Below are 14,818 nucleotides of genomic sequence, written 5' to 3'. Positions count from 1 at the left end.
TGGTCCGCCGACTGCCTTGCCCTTCCAGTCACTTATACGAATCGAACGAGTGATTGGTTTCCTTACTCTGCGTAATCGTGGGGATTTTGTGCCCATACGCCCCACGCAGAGGCCCCCGAAGGCTGTGCAGTGCGAGAAGAAGAACGCCGATGTCGTCCAGGTAGACCGGATCTGGCAGCAGGTCCGTCGGCAGTACGAAGTACAGGACGGCGCCCCAGAAGACCCAGCGCGGCCCGGTCGGCAGGCCGGCCCGGCGCAGATCGCGCCGGGTGCGTACCAGTCGCACCAGAACGACTACGGCCGCGGCGAGCAGGAGTGCCGCCAGGACTGCGGCGACGACGATCACCGTTGTGGTCGTATCCACGGACCTTCCTCCGTCCGGCGTGCCGAACGGCGCGCCCCTCTTCACGGATTCCCCCATCCGCCGCCGGTACGTCCACAGGCTTGTGACAGGGGGCTCATACCGGTGGCGCACGCCGAGTGGAACCGCACGCCCGTAGCGCTTAGTAATGACCCCTGGAGCAGAAAGTGAGCATCCGCTCTTCATCACCCCAACCCGACGACACCTCCATAGCCGCACGCCACCACGACCCGGTCACCGCCCTGGTGCACGCCGCGGTCGCCGACCGTCCGCTGGAGGAGGTCGCCGGCCTGATCACCCTGCTGGAGCAGTCTCCGCAGTACGCGCGGGCCACGGTCGACGCGCTTCGCGCGGTGGGCACGGACCGCTCCGTGGAGGACGTGACCCGGCTGATGGCCCTGCTGCACCGGACGCCGCTGGAGCCCCACTGCGGTCAGGAGGCCGCCCGGGTCGCCGCCACCGCGCGGCCCGTGGAGGAACTCGTGGAGCTCGTCGGCCGCCTCAGCGAGGAACGGGACGCACACGCCGACCGGATGACGGCAGAGGCCCGGCAACAGCCGCACGGAATCCCGGCCATGCCCGAGGACGGGACCCCACCGCCCGGGCACGAACCCGAGTCCGGCGCCCCGGCCGCCGCCGAAGTCGACCTCGCACCCCGCATACTCCCGCGCAAGCCGAACCGCCGCCCCGTACACCACTCGTGGCCCGGCGTCCTCGCCGCCGCCGTCCTCCTGCTGTGCGGGATGCTCTGGTTCCCGCTCCACCGCGACGGCGCGCCCCCGCAGTCGTACGGCCTCACGCTCGGCGCCTCGGCACTGTGCACCCTCCTGGCCGTACAGCTGACCCTGCGGCCCACGCTCCCCGCCTTCGCGGTCGCGGCCGCGGTGCCGACGGTGCTCGCGGCCGGTCAGATGTACGAGGGGCGCTTCCACACGGAATCGCTGTCAAGGGCGCTCGACCTGACGCTCGCACCGAGCTGGATCGCCGGTGTCGCCGCGGTGTGCGCGGCACTCGCCGCGCTGACGGGCGTGCTCGTACGGCTGGCGGCACAGCAGCCGAAGGCCGCGGCGCCGCCGCGCCCGCTGGCCGCCCCCAGCCGCACCCCGGAGTGATCCCGGGCCGTCAGACCGAGGTCAGGGCGGTCAGCACCCGGTCCGGGGTGAGCGGGAGTTCGCGCAGGCGGATACCGGTGGCGTGGTGGACGGCGTTGCCGATCGCGGCCGCCGTGCCGACGATGCCGATCTCGCCGATGCCCTTGCTGCCCATGGGGTTGAGATGTGGATCGTCCTCGTCGATCCAGTGCGCCTCGACCTCCGGCACGTCGGCGTGCGCCGGCACGTGGTAGGAGGCCAGATCGGACTCGGTGAAGTCGCCGAACGCGGCGTCCATGGTGCTGCCCTCGGTCAGCGCCATGCCCAGGCCCATGATCATGCCGCCGATGAACTGGGAGCGCGCGGTACGGGCGTTGAGGATGTGCCCGGCGGCGTAGACCCCCAGCAGCCGCCGTACCCGCGTCTCACCGCTCACCGTGTCGACGGCCACCTCGGCGAAGTGGGCACCGAACGCGTGGCGCGCCCAGGGGCTGTCGGCGTCGGCCTGTCCCGCCGTGTCGGCGCGGGCCTCGACGCCCTCGGCGGGCAGTGGACCCGTGCGCTCGGCCAGACGGGCCGTCAGCCGGACGCAGGCCCCGTGCACCGCCCAGCCCCAGGAGGCCGTCCCGGACGAGCCGCCCGCCAGCGAGGCCGACGGCAGATCGCTGCGGCCCACCTCCGTACGCACCCGCTCCAGCGGTACCCCGAGGGTGTCGGCCGCGACCTGCGCGAGGACCGTACGGGCGCCCGTGCCGATGTCCGTGGCGTTGACCCGGACGAGGAACGTCCCGTCGGGCAGCGCTCGCGCCGTCGCGGTCGACGGCGAGATGTTGACGGGATACATGGCCGCCGCCACCCCCGTCCCGATCAGCAGCGCGCCCTCGCGCCGGGCCCGCGGCCGTGGATCGCGCCGGGCCCAGTCGAAGCGGCGCGCGCCCTCGCGCAGGCACTCCACGAGATGCCGGCTGCTGAACGGCTTGCCGCTGTCGGGCTCCGTCTCCGGCTCGTTGAGGATCCGCAACTCGACCGGATCCATGCCGAGTTCGCAGGCCAGCTCGTCCATGGCGGACTCCAGCGCGTACATGCCGGGCGCCTCGCCGGGCGCCCGCATCCACGACGGCGTGGGCACGTCCAGGGCCGCCACCCGGTGGACGGTACGGCTGTGGGGCGCGGCGTACATGACCCGGGCGGGTACGGCGGCCTGCTCCACGAACTCCTTGACTTGGGAGGTGTGGGTGGTGACCTCGTGGACCAGGCACGTCAGACGGCCGTCGGCTCCGGCGCCGAGCCGGATCCGGTGCAGGGTCGGCGCCCGGTGCCCGACCACCGCAGGCAGCTGACGGCGGGGCAGGGCGAGGGTGACGGGCCGGCCGGTGTGCCGGGCCGCCATCGCGGCCAGCACCACGTCGGGACGAGGGGTGCCCTTGGAGCCGAAGCCCCCGCCGACTTGCTCGGCGACGACGACGATCCGCTCCTCGGGCAGTTCGAAGAGCTTGGCGAGTGTGGCCCGTACCGCTGTCGAGCCCTGGCTGGAGGTGTGCGCGAGGAGCCGTTCGCCGTCCCAGTGCGCGGTGCTCGCGTGCGGTTCCATGGGGTGGTTGTGCAGCGGCGGGACGCGGTAACGGGTGTCCACGCGCACGGCCGCCGAGCCGAACGCACCGTCGGGATCCCCGCGTCGCGTGCTGCCGGGATATCCGGCGTTGGCCTTCTCGGGGGCGTACGCCGCCGGGTGGTCCTCGGCGAGGGAGACGTCGTGCTCCTCGACGTCGTAGGAGACCCGCACCGCCGCGGCACCCGCCCGTGCGTCCTCCAGTGTCTCGGCGACGACCAGGGCCACGAACCAACCCCGGTGCGGGACACGGGGGTTCTGCAGCACGGCGAGCGTGGGGTCGTCGGGCTCGGCCAGACGGGGCGCGTTCTCGGGCGTTAGCACGGCCAGGACCCCGGGCTCCCGCAGCGCGGCCGAGGCGTCGACGGCGGTCACCGTGCCGCGTGCGACCGTGGCCGGCACCGGCCAGGCGTACGCCCGGCCGTCCGGCACGTGCTCGGCGGCGTAACGGGCACTGCCGGTGATTTTCTGCAGACCTTCCCGGCGCTCGGCGGGGGCGCCCAGGGCGGCGGCCATGTGGTCCTCCTCGGCTGACGGTTCACATCCCGGCGAGCCGGGTCAGGACGTCCACGGCGAGACCGCGGGCGAGCGGCACCTTGTAGGCGTTGTCCCGCAGCGGCCGGGCGGCGGACAGTTCCAGGTCGACGGCGTGTTCGAACGCGGCCGGGGTGGGCGCCGCACCGAGCAGCGTCCGCTCGGCCGTCCGCGCCCGCCAGGGCCGGTGGGCCAGCGCCCCGAAGGCGAGGCCGGCGTGGACGACGACGCCGTCCGCGATCCGCAGCACCCCGGCGACGGAGGCCAGGGCGAAGGCGTACGAGGCCCGGTCGCGCGCCTTGCGGTACAGCGACGGCAGTCCCGCCGTGACCGGCGGCAGCATCACGGCCGTGACCAGCTCGTCGGGCCGGATCTCCGTGTCCCGCTCCGGATGGTCGCCCGGCAGCCGGTGGAACGCGTCGGCGGCGACGTCACGGGCGCCCGCGGGGCCGTACAGCTCGATCCGCGCGTCGAGGGCCGCCAGGGCCACCGCCATGTCCGACGGGTGGGTGGCGATGCACTGCTCGGAGTGTCCGAGCACCGCGTGGTCGCGGTGTACGCCCTCGCGCGCACCGCAACCACTGCCCGGCGCACGCTTGTTGCACGGTTTCGAGACGTCCTGGAAGTAGGGGCAGCGGGTGCGTTGCAGCAGGTTGCCGCCGGTGGTGGCCACGTTCCGCAGCTGGCCCGAGGCACCCGCGAGCAGCGCCTGGGAGAGGGCGGGATACCGGTCGCGCACGGCGGGATGCGCCGCCAGGTCGCTGTTGCGGACCGTGGCTCCGACGCGCAGCGAGCCGTCGGGCAGCTCCTCCACCGTGTCCAGGGGCAGCCGGCTGACGTCGACCAGGGCGGCGGGCTCCTCGACGCCGAGCTTCATCAGGTCGACGAGGTTGGTGCCACCGCCCAGCAGGCGGGCGCCGGGCCGGGAGGCGAGGGCGGCACAGGCGTCCTCGACGCCGGTGGCGCGGACGTAGGCGAAGGGCCTCACGGGATCACGTCCTCGACCGCCTCGACGATGTGGGGGTAGGCCCCGCAGCGGCACAGGTTCCCGCTGAGCCGCTCCCGGATCTCGGCCCGGTCCAGGGGCACCGGCCGCCCCGAGGGCGTGCCCGGGTCGGTGACGTGGGAGGGGTGGCCGGCGGCGGCCTCGGCGATCGCTCCCAGGGCGGAGCAGATCTGGCCGGGTGTGCAGTACCCGCACTGGAAGGCGTCCCGGTCCAGGAAGGCCTGCTGCAGCGGGTGAAGGCGCTCCGCGTCGCCGGTCAGCCCCTCGACGGTCGTGACCTCGCGGCCGTCCAGGGAGACGGCGAGGAGCAGGCAGCTGTTGACGCGCCGTCCGTCCACCAGCACCGTGCACGCACCGCACTGCCCGTGGTCGCAGCCCTTCTTGGCGCCGAACAGGCCCAGGTCCTCGCGCAGCAGGTCCAGCAGGACGCGCCGGTGGTCGACGGTGAGCGTGTGCGGCTTGCCGTTGACCCGCAGGGTCATGTCGGAGCGGTGCCGGTCGCTGTGCGGGTGCTGACTGCTGGCCATGGCGGGGCCCTTCCGGACGGGCTGATGTGCCGTCCCCACCGCGTATCCAGCCTGCGCCGACTGACACGTCCGCCACGCGGGGCGACGGGCGTCTCAGTCCTCGGGTGTGTCCCCGTCCTGCTTGCCGTCGGCTTCGGGGCGCCGGGTGCGGGCCGAGCCCTTGAGGCGCTCCAGGGTCCGGGTGAGCTGCTGGAACGGGGAGGCGGCGGGCGTGGCGGGCTGCTGCGGCGGGGCGGGCGCAGCGGTGTCGGCCTCGCGGTAGGCGGTCAGCGCCTCGTGCGCGCGTTCGGCGGCCTCCCGGTACAGGTCCCGGGACTTCGTCATCGCCTCAAGGGCCTCGGCGTACATCGCCACCAGCCTGCGCTCCCGGGCCAGCTCCTCCTCGAGGGTCATCAGCTGCCAGTCGTCCCGCAGCGCCGCCACGGCCTCCTCGGCGCCGTCCGGCAGCGGCAGGGGCAGCGCCACGAAACGCGTGAGGGCGTCGACCAGCTCGGCCGGCCGTGAACCGTCGAGGAAGACGGTCCGTACCGCGAAGTCGTCACCGTCGAAGCCGTCCGGCGCCGGATGGGTGGGCAGCAGCACGGCGCCGCCGCGCGGAACCTGTACGTCGAACTCGCGCAGCGCCCTGTTGACGATGCGCAGCTGGTCCGGGGCCGCGCGGTGCTCCAGGACGCGGTGGCGCAGAGCGGGCGGCAGCAGCGGACCGAGCGGCTCGCTGCCGCGTTCGTCCGGCGTCATCGCCTCGTGCACCACGAGGTTGACGCACCAGCCGCCGCGCACCGACGCACGCAGCAGCCGCCGGATGTCCTTGTCCTCCGTGGGCAGCCGGTTCACCCCGCGCAGGCGCAGTCCCGTGCCGGGCTCGTGGTCCCAGGCGGCATCGGCGTCGTCGGGCCAGAACATGGTCGCCGGAGACGGCCACTCCTGGTCCCAGGCGCTTTCCGCCTCCGCCGCCAGCACCCACTCCTGCGCGTCGTCGGCAAGGGGACCGAGGGTCAGCCGCGCCCGCACCGTCACCGTCGCGGCGACGGTCCAGCGCGCCTCGAAGACCTGCTCCAGGACGCCCTCGGCACCGGGCAGCTCGTGCTGGTCGTCGAGGACCTCGCCGGCCCGCAGGCGTTTCAGGGTCCGGCGCACGACGTCCGGCGCGTCGGTGCCGGCGTAGCGGCCGCGGGCCAGCCACAGGGTGGGGGACGGGGTCGGGCGGGCGGTCGGTGCGATGCGCATGGGGTCCATCTGCAGACGGGGCACGTGTATGCACCAGTATCGTCCGCGCGCGGCGGCGGAGATCACGCGGGGTGGGCGCACAGGATGCGCGCGGCGCACTCGGGGTGCGCGCGACACGCACCAGGACACGCCCCTTCACACGTGTCCCGCGTCCGGCGCGCCCGCCACAATGGCGCCCGCGAACGGGGCCCGCCCACCATCCGCTTAGGGGCGGGTCCCGTTCGCACCCGGGCGGTACGCCGTCACCCGTGGAACGTGATGTACCCGTTGCCGTCCGGGTCGTTGCCGCTCTTGGTGTACGCGTGCGAGTCGGCGCCGGCGCCGGACGGCTTGTACACGTAGATGGTGTCCTTGTCGTTGTTCCACATGAAGTTGCAGTTCTGGCGGTAGACGACGTTCTTCGCGTCGGAGTCGGTGCCGTGGCCGCCGCGCAGTTTCACGTAGTCGCCGGGCTGCAGATAGTGGTTCTTGGAGAAGGTGAACCGGTTGCCGGCCTTGTCCTTGACCACGTACCCCTTCAGGTTCACCGTCGTGTGGGACGAGTAGTTCTTGATCGTCAGATACTCGTCCTTCGTGTTCCCGGTCGCGCAGTTGTTGGAGTCCCGGCCGGGCGCGTCGTACTGAACGCCCTTGATCTTCAGCGCGGACGAGTACTCGGTGGCGTGGGCCGGGACGGCGGCCAGCACGGCGAGTGCGCCTGCGGCGGCGGTGGCGGCGAAGAAACGTATACGCATGGAGCAACGACCCCCCGATGTGGATTTTCGGTGAAGAGTCTGGAGCGTATACAACTCGGGGCTTTCGAGTGCCGTCTTCACCCAAACGCGGGGCGCGGCTTCCGCCCCGCCGATCGGATGTCGGACTCCCAGTCCAGGATCCCGATCAGTTCGTCCTCTCCGGGTCGGGAAGGAGCCCGGCCCCCGAGCGCCGGGGACCTGGACTGAACGCCCCGGGAGATGTTGCCGCTCACGGTGACGTTGTGCTCCACGCGCGGGCGACGCAGTTGCTCGTAGAGCGAGAGCGCGGAGTCCGGGTCCGGGGCATCGCGCAGGCACTTGGCGAGGACCACGGCGTCCTCCAGGGCCATCGACGCGCCCTGGCCGGTCGCGGGGGAGGCCGCGTGGGCGGCGTCGCCGACGAGCAGGATCCGCCCCGAGCGCCAGGCGGTGCCGGTCGGGATCTCGGTGGCGTTGGTGACCAGGACGTCGTCGGTGGTGGCCGCGACGATGTCCGCGGCGGGCGTGGCGTCCTCGCGCAGCAGGGGAAGCAGCAGTTCGCGCCAACGGTCCGGTGTGCCGTCGGCGAGTTCCTCGGCGGGCAGCGGATCGCCGGCCACGCGCGCGAACCAGTACGTCTCCCCGCCCGGCGAGACGGCATGGCCGAAGGCCGCGCGGCTGCCCCGGATCATGGTGATGCACGCGTCGTCCGCGGAGCGGGGCCCGGCGTCGGTGTAGCCGTAGAAGACCCGCTGGCCCGCGTAGAGGGACCGGACGCCGGGGGCGATCGCCTGCCGGACGGTGGAGTTGAGGCCGTCGGCGCCGATGAGGAGGTCGGCCGTGGCGGTACTGTCGTCCGCGAAGTGCGCGGTGACGCCGTCCGCGCCCTGCTGGACGGAGGTCAGCCGGGCGCCGTGCCGGATCTCGATGCCCCGGCGCTCCGCCTCCGCCTGGAGCCCGGAGCTGAGGTCGCCGCGCCGCAGGCACCGGTAGCGCAGCAGGGGATCGCCCGCCTCGCCGAGCGGCACGTGCGCCAGTTCCGTGCCGGTGTGGTCCGTCACCCGCATCGAGGTCAGCGGGAAGCCGAGGGCGGTGACGGCGGCGGTGGCGTCGAACTGCGCGAGCGCGCGCATGCCGTTGCTCGCGAGAGTGAGGAACGCGCCGATGTCCTCGGCCGAACCCGGATGCGCCTCGCGCACCTCGACGCCGAACCCCGCCTTGTGCAGGGCCAGCGCCGTCGCCGTGCCCGCGATCCCGCCGCCGATGACCAGTACGCGTGTCACGCTCACCCCGTCCGTGTCGGTACGGCCCCCGTGACCGTACCCGCGTCTGTGGGAACGTCTCACCGGCAGCGACGGTTCCAGTTCGAGGAGACACCGTGACCGGAAAGATCACCCTTGCCACCTGGCCCACGCCCCTGGAGCGCATGCCCCGGCTGGCCGCCGCGCTGGGCCTGGGCGAGGACGACCTGTGGGTCAAGCGGGACGATCTGATCGGTCTCGGGGGCGGCGGCAACAAGGTGCGCAAACTGGAGTGGTTCACCGGCGCCGCCCTCGCCGAGGGTGCCGACACCCTGGTCACGACCGGCGCCGCGCAGAGCAATCACGCCCGTCTCACCGCCGCTGCCGGCGCCCGCCTGGGGCTGGACGTCGTCCTCGTCTTCCCGGGTTCGCCCGACGGCGCGGCGGACGCCTCCGGCAATCTCGTCCTCGACAGCCTCTTCGGAGCCCGCGTCCACTGGGCCAAAGACGCGGATCCGAACTCCCTGGGCGACATCGCCGAGGAGGTCTGCGAGCGGCTGCGCGGGGAGGGGGCGCGTCCCTTCCTGATCCCGTTCGGCGGCTCCAGCCCGCTCGGCGCGCGGGGGTACGTCGAAGGAGGCGAGGAGATCCTGGCCCAACTGCCCGACGTGGAGCACGTGGTGGTGGCGCTGGGCTCCGGCGGCACCATGGCCGGACTGGTCGGCGCCCTGGGGGAGCGACGGGTGCTCGGCGTGCACTGCGGGGCGGTACCGGATCCGGCCGCCACGGTTGCGGCCCTTGTCGGCCCCGGCGTCGAGCCACGCGGGCTGCGGGTGCGCACCGATCAGGTCGGCGCGGGATACGGCATCCTGCACGAACCGGTCCTGGCGGCGATGCGGCGTGCCGCGAGCGCCGAGGGCATCGTGCTGGACCCCGTCTACACGGGGCGGGCCATGGCCGGGCTGGTGGCGGCGGTGGAGGACGGTGACATCCGGCCGGGGCAGCGCACCGTGTTCCTGCACACGGGCGGGCTTCCGGGACTGTTCGGCCACGCGGAGGCGGTACGGCGTACCGTCTCGGGCCTGTCGTCCTGGAAGCCCGCCTGAGGGGCGGTCAGGCGCCGCTGGCGCGGAGCATGTCCTCACGCTCGACGATCTTCACGCGCTCCCGGCCCTGCGGCTCGCCCAGTGCCTTCTCGGCGGCATCGAGCCTGTACCAGCCGTCCCAGGTGGTGAATCGGACCTGGTGCTCGGCGAGGAAGGCGTCGACGGCCTCGGGTTCGGGCGATGCCGGGGTGTGCAGACGGCCGTTCGCGTGGTCGTCCAGCAGGTTGGCGACCGTCTCGTTGGCGTCGCCCTTGGTGTGGCCGATCAGGCCCACCGGGCCGCGCCGGATCCAGCCGGTGACGTACGTCGAGCGCAGGTGCTCGCCGCTCTCCTGGATGACCCGGCCGCCCTCGTCCGGGACGGTGCCCGAGTCGATGTCCCAGGGGAGCTTGGGAAGCTTGTCGGAGAGGTAGCCGACCGCGCGGTAGACGGCGGTGACGTCCCAGTCCTTGAACTCGCCGGTGCCCTTGACGTTGCCGGTGCCGTCCAGGGCGGTGCGCTCGGTGCGCAGGCCGACGACCTTGCCGTCCTCGCCCAGGATCTCCGACGGCGACTCGAAGAAGTGCAGGAAGAGCTTGTGCGGGCGGTCGCCGACGTCGCGGATCGCCCAGTTCTCCAGGGTCTTGGCGACCATGTCGGCCTGCTTGTTGCCGCGCCGGGTCTCGATCGAGCCCTCGTCGTAGTCGATGTCCTCCGGGTCGACGATGACTTCGATGGTGGGGGAGTGGTCCAACTCGCGCAGTTCCATCGGCGAGAACTTCGCCTGCGCCGGGCCACGGCGGCCGAAGACGTGCACTTCGAGGGCCTTGTTGGCCTTCAGGCCGTCGTGGACGTTCGGCGGGATCTCCGTCGGGAGCAGCTCGTCGGCGGTCTTGGCGAGGATGCGGGCCACGTCGAGGGCGACGTTGCCGACGCCGAGCACGGCGACCTTCTCGGCCTCCAGCGGCCAGGTGCGCGGCACGTCCGGGTGGCCGTCGTACCAGGAGACGAAGTCGGCGGCGCCGTAGGAGCCGTCCAGGTCGATGCCGGGTATGCGCAGTTCGCGGTCGGCCGTCGCTCCGGTGGAGAAGATCACCGCGTCGTAGAACGCGCGCAGGTCGTCCAGGCTGATGTCGTTCGGGTAGTCCACGTTGCCGAACAGCCGGATCTGCGGCTTGTCGAGCACCTGGTGCAGGGCCGTGATGATGCCCTTGATGCGGGGGTGGTCGGGGGCGACGCCGTAGCGGATCAGTCCGAACGGCGCGGGCATGCGCTCGAAGAGGTCGATGGACACACCGGGTTCGGCGGCCACGTCGGACTTGAGCAACGCGTCGGCGGCGTAGATCCCGGCGGGGCCGGCTCCGACGATGGCTACCCGCAGGGGGCGGGGCATGATCAGGTTCCCTTCGAGCGGCGACAGATCGACTCGAACGGGAAGCCTAAGCTAAGGCAAGCCTAAGTCGGTACACGGGTCCGGTCTATGGGCTCATAAACCGGCTTTATGAGCCCACAGGCACTCACCGGACACGTCACCCGATGTGGTAACTGTCCCCGTACACCTTCCAGTTGAGGGGCGTGTTCAGGCAGAGGTTGCCGTTCTTCAGGAAGACCCGCTGCTCCGTGTCGACCCGGGTGGTGTCGCTGTGGGCCTCCTCCTGCTTCATCGCCCACACCCGGGCGTCGAGGAAGGCGTTGAGGTACGTCGTCTCGTTGCCGCCCTGGGCCGGCAGCTTCGCCTTGTTCAGGGCCCGCTTGCGGATGTTGCGGAAGCTGGTCGGGTCGTCGCCGTCGCCGTGCATCACGATGGCGTCGTAGTAGGTGAACTGGCCCAGCGTCCCGAGGCCGTCCGCCTTGCCCTGCTTGACCGCCGGGTTGAAGTACACCCGGTCGCGCTCGTCGTTCTGTGCCTGCTGGAACGCGCTGTCCTGGGCCGCCTTGCGCCAGTCCTTGGGGAAGTTCGGGTCGAGGCCGTCGTGCGAGTCGCTGCCGTTGACCCGCTTGAGGGCCGGCAGGTACTTGGCGAGGACGTTGCCGGGCTTGCGGTCGGTGTAGAGCTGGACGAGGTCGAGCATGTCGCCGGTGCCGGAACAGAAGCCGATGATGCCTGCCGTGTAGCCGCGGCCGTCACCGATGTCCTCGATGTACTTGTACTGCGCCTTCCAGTCGAGCGAGGAGTTCTCCGCGCTCGACACCAGCTTCATGGCGATCTCCTTCTTCGCCGGGTCGTCGAGCCCGACGCAGCCCGCAGCGCTCACGGTCGCCGAGGCGTGCGAGGGTCGCAGGAGCGGGGCGGCGACCACGGAGGCGCCGATCAGCGCCAGGAGGGTGCGGCGCGAGGTGACGGTGGGTGCGGAATCGCTGGAGGGGTGCCTCACGGGTGCTCCAAAGAGGGGTGGGGGGTGGAGAGTTGGGCCGTGCGTCACTCTGATAGGAAGGTTTCCTATCAGAACTGGACGGCGTCGAACACCCGTTGCGGAAAAAGTTCGTACGGTCGCACGAAGAAGGTCCGGACCAAAAGGGGGCGACTCAGGGCAGCGGCTGCTCGGCCCAGATGACCTTGCCCTCCGGCGTGTAGCGCGTGCCCCAGCGCTCGGCGAGCTGCGCCACCAGGAACAGACCGCGCCCGCCCTCGTCCGTCATCGCCGCGTACCGCAGATGCGGCGAGGTGCTGCTGCTGTCGAAGACCTCGCAGATCAGCGTGCGGTCGAACAGCACCCGTACCTGGATGGGATCGGCGCCGTAACGCATGGCGTTGGTGACCAGCTCGCTCAGGATGAGCTCCGTGGCGAAGGTCAGCTCCTCCAGGCCCCAGCCGGTGAGCTGCCGGGTGACCGCTGCCCGTGTCTTGCCGACCGCCGCCGGATCGGACGGCACCTCCCACTCCGCGACCCGGTCGGCCGACAGCGCCCGCGTGCGGGCCACGATCAGGGCCACGTCGTCGCTGGGCTTCGCCGGCAACTGCGACTCGAGCACCGCACGGCAGGTCTCCTCCGGTGACTCACCGGCCCGCTCCAGCGCCCCGCGCAGCAGCTCCAGACCCTCGTCGATGTCCCGCTCCCGGTCCTCCACGAGCCCGTCGGTGTACAGGACGAGCCGGCTGCCCTCCGGCAGCTCCAGCTCGGCCGTCTCGAACGGCAGTCCGCCCAGGCCCAGCGGGGGCCCGGCGGGCACGTCCGGGAACGTCACACCGCCGTCGGGCCGCACCAGCGCCGGCGGGGGATGACCGGCCCGCGCGACGGTGCACCTGCGGGACACCGGGTCGTAGATGGCGTACAGACAGGTCGCGCCGGTGACCGGGGCGCTGCCGTCCTCCGCCGCCTCGTCCTGGTCGATCCTGCCGACCAACTCGTCCAGCAGCGCGACCAGTTCGTCGGGCGGCAGGTCGAGCGAGGAGAAGTTATGCACCGCCGTCCGCAGGCGTCCCATGGTGGCCGCCGCGTGCAGCCCGTGCCCGACCACGTCGCCCACCACGAGCGCGACCCGCGCACCCGACAGCGGCAGCACGTCGAACCAGTCCCCGCCGACCCCCGCCTGCGCCGGCAGATACCGGTAGGCGATGTCCAGCGCCGACTGCTCGGGCAGCCTGCGCGGCAGCAGACTGCGCTGGAGCGTCACGGCCATGCTGTGCTCGCGCGTGTAGCGGCGCGCGTTGTCGATGGAGACCGCGGCCCGGGCCACCAGCTCCTCTGCGAGGGCCAGCTCCTCCACGTCGAACGGCTGCGGCTTCTGCGAACGCCAGAAGCTGACCACGCCCAGGACCAGCGACCCCGCCCGCAGCGGCACCGTGATCAGCGAGTGGATGCCGTAGTCGACGACCTGCGCGGTCCGCTCCAGGTCCTGCGCGTGCCAGCCCGGCGCCACGTCCAGGTCCGGCTCCAGCACCGCCTGCCCCGAGCGCAGGCTGCGGGCCTGCGGCGAGGAGTCGACGAACCGGATCTGCCGGCCCACCGGATACAGCGGGGCGTCCTCGCGGATCCCGCTCAGGGCGGTGCGGCGCAACGGCGTCACCGCCTCCGGCTGCCCCCCGCCCAGCACCGAGTCGAACAGGTCGACCGTCGCGAAGTCGGCGAACCGCGGCACCGCGAGCTCCGCCAGCTCCTGCGCGGTACGAGCCACGTCCAGGCTGGTGCCGATGCCCACCCCGGCGTCGTAGAGCATGTTCAGCCGCTCCCGGGCCGCCTCCGCCCGGCCGGACAGGGCCCGCAGCTCCGTGGAGTCGCGCAGGGTGGCGACGCTGCCCGCGGGGCCGCCCTCGACGTTGGTGGGGCGCTGGTTGACCGCCAGCAGCCGGTCCTTGACCAGGTGCACCTCGTCGGTGGCCATGCGCCCGGACGCCAGCAGGTCGGCGGTGTCGTCGGGCAGCCCGAGGTCGAGGACGTGCCGGCCCTCCGCGTCCTCGGGCAGCTCCAGCAGACGGTGCGCCTCGTCGTTGGCGAGCAGCAGCCGGCCGTCGTCGTCGGCGATCAGGACGCCCTCGCGGACGGAGTGCAGCACCGCGTCGTGGTGCTCGTACATCCGGGTCATCTCGTGCGGGCCCAGACCGTGCGTCTGGCGCAGCAGACGGCGGCTGACGAGCGCCGTACCCGCGGTGGCGAGGCCCAGGCCGACCGCCGCCGCCATCAGGACGAGCGGCAGCTGCCGGTTCGCGGCGACGTCGATGTTGTTCAGGGTGACGCCGGCCGAAACCAGGCCCACGACCTTGCCGTCCGGTGCCGTGATCGGTACGACCGCCTGCACCAGCCGCCCGATCGTGCCGTTGACCTCCTCGACCACGGTCTTCCCGGCCAGTGCGGGGGCGATCGTGCCGACGAACTTCTTCCCGATGCGGTTCGGCTTGGGGTGGGTGTAGCGGATGCCGTCGGTGTTCATGACGACGATGAAGTCCACGCCGGTCGCCTTGCGGGCCGCCTCCGCTCTCGGCTGGAGCACCGCCGTGGGGTGCGGGGCGCTCAGCGCCTCACGGGTGCCGGGCGCGTTGGCGAACGCCTCGGCGACCGCGACCGAGCGTTTGCGGGCCTCCTGCGTGCTGTCGTGCCGTACCTGCAGATACAGGGCGACCACTGCGGCGACCACCAGCAGCAGCACGATCACGACCTGCAGCAGGAACACCTGTCCGGCGACGCTGCGGCCGGTCAGCGCGGACCGCAGCCGCCCCGGCTCCCGAGCCTCCGGCTGTCCGCCCGGCCGGGCCGTCCTGCGCCGCTCGTGCGCCGCGCGGGCGCGCTCGGCCGCGCGTCGGGCAGGGGCACCGCCGGGACGACCGGCAGAGCGCGCCCCGTGACGGCCCAGAAGTCGGACCATGTGCCCATGTCTACACTGCCGCGCCCCAGGAGGCGAGAGGCGTCACAGAGGGTGACAGCCCACGCCCCGCCCCGGACGCGGCCACCGCGCCCGCCGCCGACTCCACCCCGCCCCAGGCCGGGC

Annotated in this window: 12 protein-coding genes; 2 read left to right on the top strand and 10 right to left on the bottom strand. The window is 72.5% G+C overall.

Annotation, left to right across the window (positions count from 1 at the left end):
* Positions 1-28: 28 nt before the first annotated feature.
* Positions 29-364: a YkvA family protein gene (locus tag ACWCQ1_RS26435; RefSeq protein WP_165954831.1), complete on the bottom strand. Its 336-nt coding sequence runs from the start codon at positions 362-364 to the stop codon at positions 29-31.
* A 164-nt stretch (positions 365-528) separates the two neighbouring features.
* On the opposite strand from ACWCQ1_RS26435, the gene ACWCQ1_RS26430 reads away from it, so the two are divergent.
* Positions 529-1,473, top strand: a complete 945-nt coding sequence (locus ACWCQ1_RS26430) for a hypothetical protein (RefSeq protein ID WP_358601072.1) — start codon at positions 529-531, stop codon at positions 1,471-1,473.
* A gap of 10 nt (positions 1,474-1,483) precedes the next feature.
* Here the strand turns inward: ACWCQ1_RS26430 and ACWCQ1_RS26425 are convergent, their stop codons facing one another.
* From ACWCQ1_RS26425 to ACWCQ1_RS26400, 6 genes are all read right to left on the bottom strand, one after another.
* A complete protein-coding gene (locus ACWCQ1_RS26425; protein ID WP_451027526.1) occupies positions 1,484-3,577 on the bottom strand; it encodes a xanthine dehydrogenase family protein molybdopterin-binding subunit in 2,094 nt (697 codons plus the stop codon).
* A 22-nt stretch (positions 3,578-3,599) separates the two neighbouring features.
* Positions 3,600-4,583 (bottom strand): FAD binding domain-containing protein, encoded by a 984-nt coding sequence (locus tag ACWCQ1_RS26420; RefSeq protein ID WP_451027525.1) that lies wholly within the window; start codon positions 4,581-4,583, stop codon positions 3,600-3,602.
* Positions 4,580-5,128: a (2Fe-2S)-binding protein gene (locus ACWCQ1_RS26415; protein WP_451027524.1), complete on the bottom strand. Its 549-nt coding sequence runs from the start codon at positions 5,126-5,128 to the stop codon at positions 4,580-4,582. The genes ACWCQ1_RS26420 and ACWCQ1_RS26415 overlap by 4 nt, the downstream gene beginning before the upstream one ends.
* 93 nt (positions 5,129-5,221) lie before the next feature.
* The gene (locus ACWCQ1_RS26410; RefSeq protein ID WP_451027523.1) at positions 5,222-6,355 is read right to left on the bottom strand and encodes a hypothetical protein; all 1,134 of its coding nucleotides are present in this window, start codon (positions 6,353-6,355) and stop codon (positions 5,222-5,224) included.
* 242 nt (positions 6,356-6,597) lie between these two features.
* Entirely contained in the window at positions 6,598-7,089 is a 492-nt protein-coding gene (locus ACWCQ1_RS26405) for a lamin tail domain-containing protein (protein WP_358601084.1), read from the bottom strand.
* Between the two features lie 77 nt (positions 7,090-7,166).
* Complete coding sequence (locus ACWCQ1_RS26400) at positions 7,167-8,351, bottom strand: FAD-dependent oxidoreductase (protein WP_358601087.1); 1,185 nt, start codon at positions 8,349-8,351, stop codon at positions 7,167-7,169.
* Positions 8,352-8,446: 95 nt separating this feature from the next.
* Between ACWCQ1_RS26400 and ACWCQ1_RS26395 the strand changes: the two genes are divergently transcribed.
* Positions 8,447-9,415, top strand: a complete 969-nt coding sequence (locus ACWCQ1_RS26395; RefSeq protein WP_358601090.1) for a D-cysteine desulfhydrase family protein — start codon at positions 8,447-8,449, stop codon at positions 9,413-9,415.
* A 7-nt stretch (positions 9,416-9,422) separates the two neighbouring features.
* On the opposite strand, the gene ACWCQ1_RS26390 is transcribed toward ACWCQ1_RS26395, so the two are convergent.
* From ACWCQ1_RS26390 to ACWCQ1_RS26380, 3 genes are all read right to left on the bottom strand, one after another.
* The gene (locus ACWCQ1_RS26390) at positions 9,423-10,787 is read right to left on the bottom strand and encodes an FAD-dependent oxidoreductase (RefSeq protein ID WP_133043768.1); all 1,365 of its coding nucleotides are present in this window, start codon (positions 10,785-10,787) and stop codon (positions 9,423-9,425) included.
* A gap of 136 nt (positions 10,788-10,923) precedes the next feature.
* The gene (locus tag ACWCQ1_RS26385) at positions 10,924-11,769 is read right to left on the bottom strand and encodes a chitosanase (protein ID WP_451027522.1); all 846 of its coding nucleotides are present in this window, start codon (positions 11,767-11,769) and stop codon (positions 10,924-10,926) included.
* 151 nt (positions 11,770-11,920) lie between these two features.
* Positions 11,921-14,695 carry a SpoIIE family protein phosphatase gene (locus ACWCQ1_RS26380; RefSeq protein ID WP_358601094.1) on the bottom strand — a complete coding sequence of 925 codons (2,775 nt, stop codon included), beginning with the start codon at positions 14,693-14,695 and terminating at the stop codon, positions 11,921-11,923.
* Positions 14,696-14,818 lie beyond the last annotated feature (123 nt).

The organism is Streptomyces sp. NPDC002144 (assembly GCF_053593695.1).
The sequence above is the reverse complement of the archived record's forward strand: the minus strand, read 5'-3'. Positions and strand labels throughout refer to the sequence as shown.

Coding starts and splice junctions, on each gene's coding strand:
- ACWCQ1_RS26390 (WP_133043768.1), bottom strand. CDS start 10,787: ATGCCCCGCCCCCTGCGGGTAGCCATCGTCGGAGCCGGCCCCGCCGGG.
- ACWCQ1_RS26380 (WP_358601094.1), bottom strand. CDS start 14,695: ATGGTCCGACTTCTGGGCCGTCACGGGGCGCGCTCTGCCGGTCGTCCC.
- ACWCQ1_RS26410 (WP_451027523.1), bottom strand. CDS start 6,355: ATGCGCATCGCACCGACCGCCCGCCCGACCCCGTCCCCCACCCTGTGG.
- ACWCQ1_RS26425 (WP_451027526.1), bottom strand. CDS start 3,577: ATGGCCGCCGCCCTGGGCGCCCCCGCCGAGCGCCGGGAAGGTCTGCAG.
- ACWCQ1_RS26405 (WP_358601084.1), bottom strand. CDS start 7,089: ATGCGTATACGTTTCTTCGCCGCCACCGCCGCCGCAGGCGCACTCGCC.
- ACWCQ1_RS26415 (WP_451027524.1), bottom strand. CDS start 5,128: ATGGCCAGCAGTCAGCACCCGCACAGCGACCGGCACCGCTCCGACATG.